This window comes from Dysgonomonas sp. BGC7 (genome assembly GCF_001261735.1).
In the GTDB taxonomy this organism is placed as follows: domain Bacteria; phylum Bacteroidota; class Bacteroidia; order Bacteroidales; family Dysgonomonadaceae; genus Dysgonomonas.
The window spans coordinates 605,657-618,534 of the sequence record NZ_CVRP01000007.1 but is presented as its reverse complement, the minus strand read 5'-3'; the positions used below and the strand labels follow the sequence as shown (position 1 = coordinate 618,534).

General features: G+C 36.8%; 11 protein-coding genes. 8 read left to right on the top strand and 3 right to left on the bottom strand.

Annotated features, from left to right (window positions below):
• Nucleotides 1-149: 149 nt before the first annotated feature.
• The 3 genes from BGC7_RS07900 to BGC7_RS07890 all read right to left on the bottom strand — a co-directional run bounded on the left by BGC7_RS07900 (nt 150) and on the right by BGC7_RS07890 (nt 4,996).
• Nucleotides 150-1,763 (bottom strand): ABC-F family ATP-binding cassette domain-containing protein, encoded by a 1,614-nt coding sequence (locus BGC7_RS07900; RefSeq protein WP_050701006.1) that lies wholly within the window; start codon nt 1,761-1,763, stop codon nt 150-152.
• A 233-nt stretch (nt 1,764-1,996) separates the two neighbouring features.
• Complete coding sequence (locus BGC7_RS07895; protein WP_157258681.1) at nt 1,997-3,316, bottom strand: leucine-rich repeat domain-containing protein; 1,320 nt, start codon at nt 3,314-3,316, stop codon at nt 1,997-1,999.
• A 240-nt stretch (nt 3,317-3,556) separates the two neighbouring features.
• Nucleotides 3,557-4,996 (bottom strand): PDZ domain-containing protein, encoded by a 1,440-nt coding sequence (locus tag BGC7_RS07890; protein WP_050701004.1) that lies wholly within the window; start codon nt 4,994-4,996, stop codon nt 3,557-3,559.
• A 337-nt stretch (nt 4,997-5,333) separates the two neighbouring features.
• Between BGC7_RS07890 and BGC7_RS07885 the strand changes: the two genes are divergently transcribed.
• From BGC7_RS07885 to BGC7_RS07850, 8 genes are all read left to right on the top strand, one after another.
• Nucleotides 5,334-6,065, top strand: a complete 732-nt coding sequence (locus BGC7_RS07885; protein ID WP_050701003.1) for a phosphodiester glycosidase family protein — start codon at nt 5,334-5,336, stop codon at nt 6,063-6,065.
• Nucleotides 6,066-6,138: 73 nt separating this feature from the next.
• Complete coding sequence (locus tag BGC7_RS07880; RefSeq protein WP_050701002.1) at nt 6,139-6,738, top strand: riboflavin synthase; 600 nt, start codon at nt 6,139-6,141, stop codon at nt 6,736-6,738.
• A 90-nt stretch (nt 6,739-6,828) separates the two neighbouring features.
• On the top strand, nt 6,829-7,440 hold the full coding sequence (locus BGC7_RS07875; RefSeq protein WP_242034431.1) for a DUF2238 domain-containing protein: 612 nt from the start codon (nt 6,829-6,831) through the stop codon (nt 7,438-7,440).
• 22 nt (nt 7,441-7,462) lie between these two features.
• A complete protein-coding gene (locus BGC7_RS07870; RefSeq protein WP_050701000.1) occupies nt 7,463-8,407 on the top strand; it encodes a DMT family transporter in 945 nt (314 codons plus the stop codon).
• 117 nt (nt 8,408-8,524) lie between these two features.
• Nucleotides 8,525-9,034 carry a hypothetical protein gene (locus tag BGC7_RS07865; RefSeq protein ID WP_050700999.1) on the top strand — a complete coding sequence of 170 codons (510 nt, stop codon included), beginning with the start codon at nt 8,525-8,527 and terminating at the stop codon, nt 9,032-9,034.
• Nucleotides 9,035-9,041: 7 nt separating this feature from the next.
• Nucleotides 9,042-10,118 carry a tRNA 2-thiouridine(34) synthase MnmA gene (gene mnmA, locus BGC7_RS07860; RefSeq protein WP_050700998.1) on the top strand — a complete coding sequence of 359 codons (1,077 nt, stop codon included), beginning with the start codon at nt 9,042-9,044 and terminating at the stop codon, nt 10,116-10,118.
• A gap of 32 nt (nt 10,119-10,150) precedes the next feature.
• Nucleotides 10,151-10,786: a trimeric intracellular cation channel family protein gene (locus BGC7_RS07855; protein WP_050700997.1), complete on the top strand. Its 636-nt coding sequence runs from the start codon at nt 10,151-10,153 to the stop codon at nt 10,784-10,786.
• Nucleotides 10,787-10,892: 106 nt separating this feature from the next.
• The gene (locus BGC7_RS07850; RefSeq protein WP_050700996.1) at nt 10,893-12,878 is read left to right on the top strand and encodes a PorE family type IX secretion system protein; all 1,986 of its coding nucleotides are present in this window, start codon (nt 10,893-10,895) and stop codon (nt 12,876-12,878) included.

The following is a 12,878-nucleotide window of genomic DNA, read 5'->3' as shown; positions in this document are numbered from 1 at the left end:
TTAATGATACAAATAAAAGGTAAAATTACGAAACAAACAAACCACAAAAGATTATTTAACAATGCGGCTATATTTTAATTAATTTTATAAAGTTCTTAGAAAAAACAAAACTCCTCGTTTGCGAGAGGAGTTTTGCTGTTCCATTATTTTTATTTGTACATTTTCTCTTTTAAGGCTTTAATATCTTCCGATGTAATATAATCATCATAATCCATAATCTTATCTATTATACCATTCGGAGTCAACTCAATAACCCTGTTACAAACAGTTTGAATAAATTCATGGTCATGAGACGACATCAACACATTCCCTTTAAATTGGATCAATGTATTATTAAATGCCTGTATCGATTCCAAGTCCAGATGGTTGGTAGGAGAATCCAATACAAGACAGTTGGCACTTTTCATCATCATACGGGCAATCATACAGCGCATCTTCTCCCCTCCCGAAAGTACTTTTGTATTCTTCAATACTTCTTCGCCGGAGAATAGCATTCTGCCCAAAAATCCTTTTATATATATTTCGCTGGTGTCGTCTGAGAATTGAGACAGCCATTCTATCAGATTAATGTCGTCCTTAAAATAATCGCTGTTATCCAAAGGTAGATAGGCCGGAGTAATAGTTTGTCCCCAACTAAATGTTCCTGCATCGGGTTTTATATAATCATTGATTATTTCAAAAAATGCAGTCATTGCCCTAGGATCTTTGGACAGGAATATAACCTTATCTTCCTTCTCTATATTAAAGCTCACATTGTCGAACAAAACTTTACCATCTATAGAAGCCTTCAAACCATTTACTTCCAGAATCTTATTTCCCGGTTCACGATCGGGCGAAAATATAATTCCCGGATAACGGCGTGAAGAAGGCTTGATCTCCTCAATGTTAAGTTTTTCCAACATCTTCTTACGACTGGTAGTCTGCTTCGATTTTGCCACATTGGCACTAAAACGACGTATAAACTCTTCCAGCTCTTTCTTCTTCTCTTCGGCTTTCTTATTTTGTTGTTGCTGTTGGCGCAATGCCAACTGGCTAGATTCGTACCAAAAGCTATAATTACCGGCAAACATATTTACTTTTCCGAAATCAATATCTACAGTGTGTGTACACACCGAGTCGAGGAAGTGACGGTCGTGCGAAACAACCAACACTGTATTTTCGCAATTAGCCAAATAGCTTTCCAACCACATTACAGTATCAATATCGAGGTCATTGGTAGGCTCATCGAGCAATAGGTTGTCAGGATTTCCGAACAGAGCACGGGCAAGCAATATACGAACCTTTTGTTTTCCGCTAATATCTCCCATTACCTGATAATGCAGATCTTCGGCAATACCCAGTCCGCTAAGAAGCATAGCCGCATCACTTTCAGCATTCCAGCCTTCCAGCTCTGCAAATTTCTCCTCTAATTCCGAAGCTTTTATGCCATCTGCATCAGAGAAATCTTCCTTTGCATAAAGAGCATCTTTTTCTTTCATTATTCCCCAAAGAATGTCATGTCCTTGCAGCACTGTATCCATTACAGTCTGGCTATCGAAAGCAAAGTGATCCTGCGATAGTACAGAAAGACGTTCTCCCGAGCCTAAAGAAAATGTTCCGGTTGTCGCATCTTTCTCTCCGCTCAAAATTTTAAGGAAAGTGGATTTTCCGGCACCATTTGCACCTATTATTCCATAGCAATTCCCGCTGGTAAACTTAAGATTCACATCTTGAAATAATACACGTTTACCAAACTGAATACCTAAATTTGAAACTGTTATCATTATTTATATCTTTATTTCGTAGTATACTGGCTATGTAAAATACATAACGCTGAAATCGGGTGCAAAGATACGAATTTTTATGTATATTTCCTCACTGTAAAACACCTGATCAAGATACAAATTAGAAAAAGTTACATGTTTTGTATTTTTTATCATTGAAACAATTCTGGTTCACGAAAACACCTTAATTTTCTTTATGTTTTATACAACGTAAACGATATAGTCCATGCCTTTTATGGACAAGTCGGTGCAACTAACGAAGTGCTTGTCGTTGTATTCGGAATATATTGAGGAGTCACTTTTCTTGAAGCAATATTACAATAATTCGGATTATTTGCTTTCAGATTATCTAAATCACTTTGTGTCATCCAATTAAAATCACATGTAAGTTCAGTCAACAAAGTATTCTGAGTGATATCAATAGCTGCAAGTTGATTATAACCAAATCTTAAGGTAGCTAATAATGTATTTTGTGTAACATCTAGCGCTTTAAGCTGATTTTGGGAACAAACTAGATATGTTAAGCTTTTATTGAGTGCGACATTTAACGATGTCAATTGATTGCCAAGTAGCGCAAGAGTAGTCAATTTTATGTTTTGAGTAAGATCTATTGCTGTTAGTTTGTTCGTTGCGGCCCACAAATAAACTAAATTAGGACTTTGTGTAACATCTATAGAAGATAATCGATTTGTCCCACAACTTATATACGTTAGATCTTTTTTGTTTCCTATTTTCAGAGTCGTCAACACATTGTTTTGACACTCTAGCCTTGTCATATCTAAATTGTAGGTCAAATCTAATATACCGATTTGATTATTACCACAGCGTAAGTCCAACAATTTGGTATTTTGAGATACATCTAATGAGGTAATTGAATTACCACTACAATATATATTTATCAATTCTCTATTTGCTGATACGTTGAGTGACGTAAGCTGGTTTGATGTTATTGACAGATGTGTCAATTGGCTCATTTCATTGATTCCCCTATCTGAAGTTATGTTAGAGCTTTGAACAGATAACCTTTTTAGACGGTGATTACCACAAATATTGTCTTTAGCCCATATTGTTCCGGTAAAAGCCGTTGGATCTCCATTCTCAATATCCCAGTTCAAAGTATTACTGGGATTACTATTGTAGAATAACTTCAAGGCTTCTACATCGGACTCGTAACTACCATCTTCTATTTGTTGTTTTCCTAGAGATGTCCACTTCTGACCACTCCATACATACACGCCTATAGGGTAACAAGTAGGATCATTGTTGAATACAGTAAGACCGACATGTTCTTCTAAGCCCCAGTCTCCTGATCCACCTATCGAGGCTGATAAAGCTGACGGAGTTTTTGGGCTCTGCTTTTTGAGGTTCACACGAGGTAGCCCAAAGCCCTTTGTTCCTGTAGTATTTTCGCCACTAGGAGTCTGCTCTTTTAAATCGAGCAAAGCTCCGGCTATTGGTTTCTCATAACTACCAATAGTTACTTGTGCATTGATCGATAGACAATACAATAATGATAATATGGTTAAGATAAAAATTAATAGTTTTGTTTTCATAAATGTTATAGTTTTGTCTGTAAGTTTTTGTTATGCCTTTTAAGTCTCTTTGTACCTAATCTGTAAATAAAATAAATATCAATCGTATTTATTTAGACCAAAGAGTAAAAAATCCGTAAATGTAATTAATAAGTTTTGTAGCACAGTTTCGTTAAAGAATTATTGTTTCAAAAGTTTATCTGTCAAAATAGGATTGCAAAACTAAAAAAATACAATTAAAACTATTTCATTATATTAAATTTATTGAACTTTTATAACAACAGATTTGCGAATTTCGGGTTTCACCTGAAATATACGTATCTGCATACCATCCCAAGCCTCAATAGTAATTTTATCCTCATATTTACTATTTACATACTTTCGGAAATCATACAAATAAGCGAAATGAGTAACATTTTGGGTTTTATTGAATTCCTTAACAATGTCCGCATAATAGCCGATATTCCAAAACATACAATCACTATACCCTTCGGCATTCGTAAAGCGGGTAGCCTCGTCACGATAAGGCATAGTTTCGGATATAAACCGTTTATAACCTTCCGATAGAGACTCTTTTGTATGGTCAAACTTTTTATTGTTTATTTTTCTGATAACATATCCGGGACGAATTCCCGCCTGATAGGCAGGAGAGCCTATCTCTACATCTTTTACTGTAGTCAGATCATTGGCATCGAAATAAATACCGGTATAATTATAACGATTAAATTCAGCTTTGTAATCTGCTTTTGTTTTAGATTCTGAATACGGAAACTGCTTTAACATAAGAGGAGTATGAAATTTCACATAATTCTCCAATGTATATTGAGCAGATAAGTAATCTGTAATACTACAATCCCATATCTGGGTAAGTTTTTTCTTATCTATGTATTTACGATCATATAAGCTGAACCCATATTCGACAATAAACTGGGCTACATTCTCTTTATTCTTCTCCTTCTCATCGAATATAGATAAAGATGTCATTTGCTCCCTTTCGCTATCATACCTCCATGTTCCCGGAGCATAATTAGGATTAACCAAAGCACTAAATCTTGGATTGGGCACATAGCTGTAATACGCCTGTACTACAATATCAGGATCGGAAGTATCCCGGGTAAGTCCTTTAGCTATTAATTCTTTTTCCAACAGGGCTGTTATCTGAACGTCGATGGGAGGAGTATCAACTCCGCTGGGTGTATAAAAATCGAATGTATGATAGTCTGTAAAATCTACATCTTTGTTTGTTTCCACCCTTAGAGGCAAAGAGAACAGACGCTCATTGGTATCTTCGAGACTATAGAACGCAAATATACGGGAAAGCTCTCGTTCACTAACAGAATTTGTTGCTATACATTCACGATTGAGAGTATATTCTTTGAAATAAGTATTCATATTACGTATAGTAAACTTAACGGTAGGAGCATACATATCTTCGAACAACCATCTGGCTATGGTCTGATTGTCACGCAGGTATGTCGCATTACCATTTATCTCCATTATGATATCGTTTACCTTTATACCTGTTTTTTCGGCAGGAGAATTTGGCGACACATCCGTAATCACAAGCTCTCCATAACCCCAGTTGGGATTCTGGCTCACCTCGAAAGAAAATCCGAAAAAACAATTTTTATCGTAGTCTTGTGATTTTATATTAATAACAACAAGTAGTAACAACAAGCAAACAGAGAGCGTTTTTCTCATTTTATGTATGTATTGAAATATTTAGGTCACAAAGATAGAACTTTTTTGCAAAAAGCCATGTTATTAGCAGGTCTTTAGCGATATAGGAACATGAATTGAAAGATTAAAACGTCCTCCAGTATCGAAGAAAATCAAAGATTAACCTATTTTCAAACAAGCATACACTAGATTTACCATAGTGTTATTTTAACTAAAAAGTAACGAAAGTGACATTTTTAGGCTGTTTTAAGATGTTACTTTTTTAATATTATTTCGAAGCAAGTATCTACTTTATAGATAAATTACTTTTATCTTTTATTATCTTTGGTAAACGGATATTATCCTCTAATTTCATTTTATGCTTACACACAAACACACTCTTATTTTATTTATTCTTCTGATAGGTAGTTTTGGTTGCCAAAAAGACACAAATGATTCCTTTATCTGTTACACTGTAGACACAAAATCTCAGAATATTCATTTCTATTGGCTCGATGATGCAGGAAAGAATATAGGAAGCATCCAAAATCTAAAAACTTATGTTGAAAGCAAAGGAGAAAAGTTGGTATTTGCAACCAACGGTGGCATGTATAATAAAGAAGCTTCGCCGCAAGGGCTTTTTATAGATCAGTATAAAATACAGACTCCTCTTGACACAACATCCGGAACAGGCAATTTTTATATGTTGCCCAACGGTGTATTTGCAATCACATCCGACAATGTTCCCATTATATGCAAAACAGAGAATTTTAAAGAAAAAGGACTTATCAGATTTGCAACACAATCCGGGCCTATGCTAGTTATTGATGGAGAAATACATCCTGCATTTAAGAAAGGATCTCAAAATACTCATATCAGAAACGGAGTTGGCATCCTGCCCGATGGGAAAGCCATCTTCGTTATGTCCAAATCGAAAGTGAATTTCTATGACCTTGCATTTTTCTTCAAATCTTTAGGCTGCAAAGATGCATTATATTTCGATGGATACGTATCCAGAACATATCTACCTGAGAAAGACTGGATACAAACAGATGGCAACTTCGGAGTCATCATTGCTGTTATAGAACCCTTTGTAACTTTTGCTCATTAAATCGGCAGAGACAAAAATAATTCAGTACCTTTGTACTCCTAAAATATAACATAACCAATAAAGGATAAATAACATGTTCTCAGGTATAGTAGAAGAAGCCGCAACAGTTGTTTCGTTGCGCAAGGAAGAAGAAAATTTACATCTGACAATGAGATGCTCGTTCACTCACGAACTAAAGGTTGACCAGAGTGTTTCCCACAATGGAGTATGTCTTACTGTAGTGGATATCTCTGACGACACATATACTGTCACAGCAATTAAAGAAACATTAGAATGCTCTAATCTGGGACTGCTTAAAATTGGCGATAAAGTAAATCTGGAACGCAGTATGATGATGAATGGTCGTCTGGACGGACATATCGTACAGGGACACGTAGACCAAACAGCAAAATGTATAGAAATAAAAGAAGCCGATGGCAGCTGGTATTTCGGGTTTCAATATGACTTCGATCGAGCAATGGCAAAAAAAGGCTATCTGACAGTAGATAAAGGTTCGGTAACAGTAAACGGAGTAAGCCTTACTGTAGTAGAACCAACAGACAATACATTCAAGGTTGCGATTATTCCATATACCTACGAGCACACGAATTTTCACCAATTTAAGATTGGAAGTACAGTAAATATAGAATTTGATATAATAGGCAAATACATAAGTCGTATAACTCAATTATAATCTCACTCTCTGCCGATAATGGTAACAACAAAATAAAATCGGCAGAAGAGATTATCTCTTATAGCACTTACAAATAAAAACAAACTCTGCATGATGAAGAAAAAGCATATAGCTTTTTTGCTTATATTTTTAGTAATAGCCACTTGGTCGGGAATTGGAGCTTATGAGTTAGGACTCTGGTTTCTCGAAGCAGGAATGTGTATTATTGGTGTAGCAATACTTATCCTTACCTACAAGAAATTCAGGTTTACAAATCTGACATACACTTTCATACTCATACATCTTATAATTCTGCTTGTAGGAGCACATTATTCCTATGCACGGGTTCCACTCTTCGACTGGATAAAAGAAGTTTTCGATCAGAGCAGGAATAATTATGACAAAGTAGGTCATTTTGCTCAGGGTTTCGTACCTGCCATGATTTCGCGAGAACTCTTAATTCGGCTTGATGTATTCAAAAAGCGCTCTTGGTTACCTTTCGTTGTAGTATGTATTTCGATGGCGATCAGTGCTTTTTACGAGCTTATAGAATGGTGGGTTGCAGTATTGTCCGGAGACGGAGCTGAGGACTTCTTAGGTATGCAAGGGTATGTGTGGGACACTCAGTCGGATATGTTTTGCGCAATGATAGGCGCTATATCAATGTTAGTTATTTTTTCAAAACTTCAGGACAAACAGATAAGTAAACTCCGGAAAGATTGAGCCATTTATTATTTTCTAAAAAATGAATTTGTCTAAAAAACAACAGGGAAATCTGATAATGCTTTTAGTTATCAGCATATTTGGACTAAACATTCCTGTCAACAAATATTTATATTCCGAGCACCTCCTATCTCCTATGGCAATGACAGCACTGAGAATGTCTTTTGCTGCGGTTGCTTTTTGGCTGGTGTCTTTGTTTATGCCAAAAGAAAAAGTAGAAAAGAAAGATTTACTTTTTCTATTTGCAGGAGGACTATGTGGCATGGTATTCAATCAGGGATTATTTGCATACGGACTAGGGCAGACATCGCCGGTGGATGCCTCAATTATAACTACAAGTAGTCCTCTGTTTGCTATGATAATAGCTGCCATTGTACTCAAAGAGCCTATCACATGGATGAAAGCTGGAGGAGTATTGGTCGGGGCAGCAGGAGCTATCTTTCTTGTATATTCCAGCAATCATGGAGATATAGAACAGGGAGCAAGCCTGTCAGGCAATATGGCAATAGTAGGCGCACAGTTCTTTTATGCTTTCTATTTGGTTATCACACGACCTCTGTCCGAAAAATATTCTTCGGTAACAATGATGAAATGGATGTTTCTTTCTGCTTGTATTGCAGCTCTGCCGTTCAGCTATGGAGATGTGCTTAAAGCTCCTTTATTCTATCAAACAGACACATTGCCATTTCTGTTATTAGCTTTCACCCTTGTTGGCGCCACATTTATTACCTATCTGCTGATTCCTTTTGCACAACGAAGAATAAGGCCAACAACCATATCTATGTACAACAACATGCAGCCTCTTATAGCATCCGGCATTGCCATATACATGGGAATGGATCATTTCACGTTAGAAAAACTCATTGCCGCCGTTTTCATATTCGGAGGTGTATATCTGGTAACAGCCAGTAAGTCGAAAGCAGATATAGAGAAAGAAAACATAACAAGTAAAGATATTGTTAAATAAAAAAAATATTCAAACATAACTACATATTAATGTTGCAGATACGAAAACAATAAAGAGGTCTGCGACCTTATTAGAAAAATAAAATGTAATTTTGTACCCTATTCAATTACACGAGAAATGAGATATATAAAAATCATACTTCTGCTACTTTTATTTCCTTTAGTGGGCTTTGCTCAGTTTTTGGGAATAGGAGCACAATACACAGATGCAAAAAACAAAGGAAATGACTTTCAATTTGCGGCAAATGCTTCATTTCCCACATGGCACAAAAAAAACCCACTAAACACATTTATATCCAGCGGAATAGACTATACAGGAGGAAGTTCGCCTGTAGCCGGACTAAACCTGAAACCAATACAAATAAACTCATTTATTACAGAATCGTTATTTAATAAAAATAAAGCGACCATTCTTATTGGCTGCGATGCAGGATATTTGTTCAACTTCAAACATGGAGAAGATGGGATAGTAATTACCCCAAATGTATATTTCGACTATAAATTCTTTTTTGTAAAAACAGGCTACGATTTTAATGTAACTGCCGGAGAAAGCCAATTTTTCGTCAGGGCAGGCTTTTGTTTTGGAATGGGATCTATAAAGTCGTTTGTAAAAACTGAGATTTGGTAATATAGAAATGAAAATAGCAGCATTAGTATCGGGTGGAGTAGACAGCTCTGTCGTAGTGCATCAATTAAAAGAATCGGGCTATGACCCTACTATATTTTATATACGTATCGGGATGGAAGACGAGCAGGGATATATTGACTGCCCTGCCGAAGAAGATATTGAAATAACAACCTATATAGCAAAAAAATATGGTTGTAAAATGGAAGTTGTATCCCTTCATGAAGAATATTGGGAGAACGTAGTTAGTTACACTATTGACGCTGTTAAGCGAGGATTGACACCTAACCCTGATATGATGTGTAATAAAATGATAAAATTCGGATGCTTCGAACAAAAGTGGGGACACGAATTTGATAAAATAGCAACAGGTCATTATGCCACTACTACCGATATAGACGGGAAGACATGGTTGTCGACAGCTAAAGATCACGTCAAAGACCAAACATATTTTCTAGGGCAAATAGACTATTTACAGGCTTCAAAATTAATGTTTCCTATTGGTAATCTATTAAAAAGTGAGGTAAGAGCCATTGCTACCGAACAAGGATTGCCTTCGGCTCAACGAAAGGACAGTCAAGGGATTTGTTTTTTGGGAAAAGTGAACTACAATGATTTCATTCGCCGCTATTTAGGCGAACGCAAAGGCAAAATAGTTGAATTAGAAACCGGAAAAGTTTTGGGTAGTCACGAAGGTTATTGGTTTCATACAATCGGGCAACGTAAAGGTCTTGGCTTGAGTGGAGGCCCTTGGTTTGTTATCAAGAAAGATACAAAGCGTAATATAATCTATGTATCAAACGGATATGATCCCGATACCCAATACGGAAATGTCGTCAATCTGGCCGGATTTTCTTCTATAACACAAGATATCTGGGGCGATTTTGAAGGCTCTAAAGATGTAACCTTCAAGATTCGTCACACACCCGAGTTTACGCACGGACGTATAGAGAAAATAGGAGATCTTTACCGTATATATTCGGATGAAAAAATACAAGGCATAGCTGCCGGACAATTTGGTGTAGTCTATGACGCCGACTCCAATCTATGTATTGGTAGCGGTATGATAGCTAACGAAGAGGAGTAATACAGATATTAATTAAAATCCTAACTAATACAATGTTCCTTTTTAACGATCTGGTTCAAATTCAGTTTGTAGATGTAATTGAAGTTTTGGGAACTATAGCTTTTGCTATTAGTGGAATTCGTTTAGCCTCAGCAAAGCAGTTCGATTGGTTTGGGGCAATTGTCATTGGTTTTGTTACAGCTGTCGGAGGCGGTACATTACGCGACCTCTTGCTCGACATACCTGTATTTTGGATGCAAGCAAGCCGATATATCTGGTGTACTTTATTTGCATTCATTATAGTTATTTTTTTTAGAAAATACCTTGTACACCTCAACAATACGATATTTTGGTTCGACTGCATCGGCTTGGGGCTCTTCGTTGTTGTAGGATATGAAAAAGCCATGGCTCTCGACTATCCCATTTGGGTGTGCGTTTCTATGGCCACTGTAACGGGCATTGTAGGAGGTATAATACGAGATATCCTTATCAATGAGATACCTATCATTTTCACACAGGAGCTATATGCAGTAGCTTGCATCTTGGGAGGAATTTTATTCAGTATTTTAAATTTCTTACAAGTAGATTTGGTTATAACAGAGATCGCCACAGCTATTTTTGTAGTTGTAATAAGAATATTGGCAACCAAATACCATCTCAAACTTCCAGTACTGAAAGGTGAAGACTAGGTGAAAAAAGTCGTTTACCATTTTACAAAGCAATATTCTATATAGAAATCAGTTATATTTGTGTATTGATACTCTATTCATTATATAAATAGGAAAGCGATATATTTTGAGAAGCTACATTTATTATACATTCGGCTTATTTGTTCTTTTTGCATTCTTTTTTTCTTGTAAACAAGTAAAATTAGAAGATGCGGACCGTAAGTTTGCGCAAGGAGAATATTTTGTCGCTGCCGATATGTATCGCAAAATATATAGAAAAACATCTCCTAAAAAGAGAGAATTGCGAGGAGAAGTAGCACTACGTATGGCCGAGAGTTATCGCCTTATAAACTACCCCATGCGAGCAAATGCTGCTTATGCAAATGCAATCCGCTATAAAGTAAATGATAGTACAGTTGTTCTGCAATATGCACGGTCGTTACAAAAAGTAGGCGATTATAAACAAGCTGCACATTATTATAGCGAATTTCTGAAACTATTTCCTGACAATCAATTTGCTAAAAACGGACAAGAAGGTTCCATTTTAGCACCTCAGTGGAAGGCAAATCCGACGCTATATAAAGTTAAGCGTATGGACATATTCAATTCCAACAGAGGAGAATTCAGTCCGATGCTTCTGCCGCCCGATTACGATCAGATATATTTCTCGTCTAATAGGAAAGAAGCTATAAGCGATACTATAAGCGGCATTACAGGATCGAAACTGAACGACATATTTATGGCTCGTAAAGACGAGAACGGCAATTGGATGAAAGTTGAGCATCTGGAATCTGCTGTCAATACAGACTCTGACGAAGGCACACCTTCTTTTTCCAATACAGGTACTTCCATGTACTACACACATACTCCCAAACTAGATTCAGTAGGTTCTACCTTTCCGGGTATCTATATATCAAGACGTACAGGAGGCTCATGGAGTGCGGGACAAAAAATAGAAATAAATAAACGAGATACACTCAGTGTCTTTGCTCACCCAACTATAAGTTCTACAGGCGACTATCTTTATTTCGTATCTGATATGAAAGGCGGATATGGAGGTAAGGACATTTGGCGGGCAAGAATGGTAGGTGATCTGGTCGAGTCTGTCGAAAATCTTGGTGCTGATATAAATACGGCAGGAGATGAGATGTTTCCTTACCTTAGAAACGACTCTACTCTCTATTTCTCTTCAGATGGACATGTCGGCATGGGAGGTCTGGATATTTACAAATCTGTTTACAATTCAAAAACAAAGCGCTGGATAGTGGAAAACCTAAAGTCTCCTATCAACTCTATGGCTGATGACTTCGGTATCACATTTGATGGGGAAAAAGAAAATGGTTACTTTAGTTCTAATCGTGGTGATGGAAAAGGATTTGATCACATTTTCTCTTTCGAATATCCGGTTATCAAAACACTTGCCGAAGGCTATATAGTAGATACTGACGACGAATTTATAACTTCCTCAACTATACGAGTTGTAGGCAAAGATGGAACCAATAAAAAGTTTCCCGGAAAAAACAATGGTACCTACAGCCTCGATGTACAACCTGGAGTCAGTTATGTTTTTCTTGCCAGTGGAGATAATTATCTGAATACGAGAATGTCATTGAAAACGGAAAATATAGACCGAGACTCTGTCTATATGGTAGATTTCATCCTTACTCCTATCAATAAGCCTGTGGTATTGGAGAATATATTTTTCGACTTCGATAAAGCCACGCTCCGCCCCGAATCGAAAGAAGAGCTCGATGGATTGATCGACTTACTAAACCTTAATCCGAATGTAACAATAGAGCTTTCTGCCCATACCGATCGCAAAGGTAGTGACGAATACAACATACCATTATCGCAACGCCGAGCCGAATCGGTAGTCAATTATCTTATTACCGGAGGAATTGCTAAAGACAGGCTGACAGCAGTAGGTAAAGGAAAAAGCGAGCCAAAAAGAGTTACAAAAGCGGTGAAAAAGAAATATGACTTTCTTGAAGAAGGAGAAATTCTCTCTCCCGAATTTATAGAGAAGTTACCGAATGAGCAACAGGAAATGGCCGATCAGGTAAATCGCCGTACAGAATTTAAAGTATTGAGTATAACCTATAATTTGGAATAG

What these genes read in the sequence shown, in the direction of transcription:
- BGC7_RS07900 (WP_050701006.1), bottom strand. Translation starts at nt 1,763, where the DNA reads ATGATAACAGTTTCAAATTTAGGTATTCAGTTTGGTAAACGTGTATTA.
- BGC7_RS07870 (WP_050701000.1), top strand. Translation starts at nt 7,463, where the DNA reads ATGAATTTGTCTAAAAAACAACAGGGAAATCTGATAATGCTTTTAGTT.
- BGC7_RS07865 (WP_050700999.1), top strand. Translation starts at nt 8,525, where the DNA reads ATGAGATATATAAAAATCATACTTCTGCTACTTTTATTTCCTTTAGTG.
- BGC7_RS07875 (WP_242034431.1), top strand. Translation starts at nt 6,829, where the DNA reads ATGATGAAGAAAAAGCATATAGCTTTTTTGCTTATATTTTTAGTAATA.
- BGC7_RS07855 (WP_050700997.1), top strand. Translation starts at nt 10,151, where the DNA reads ATGTTCCTTTTTAACGATCTGGTTCAAATTCAGTTTGTAGATGTAATT.
- BGC7_RS07890 (WP_050701004.1), bottom strand. Translation starts at nt 4,996, where the DNA reads ATGAGAAAAACGCTCTCTGTTTGCTTGTTGTTACTACTTGTTGTTATT.
- BGC7_RS07895 (WP_157258681.1), bottom strand. Translation starts at nt 3,316, where the DNA reads ATGAAAACAAAACTATTAATTTTTATCTTAACCATATTATCATTATTG.
- BGC7_RS07885 (WP_050701003.1), top strand. Translation starts at nt 5,334, where the DNA reads ATGCTTACACACAAACACACTCTTATTTTATTTATTCTTCTGATAGGT.
- BGC7_RS07880 (WP_050701002.1), top strand. Translation starts at nt 6,139, where the DNA reads ATGTTCTCAGGTATAGTAGAAGAAGCCGCAACAGTTGTTTCGTTGCGC.
- mnmA (WP_050700998.1), top strand. Translation starts at nt 9,042, where the DNA reads ATGAAAATAGCAGCATTAGTATCGGGTGGAGTAGACAGCTCTGTCGTA.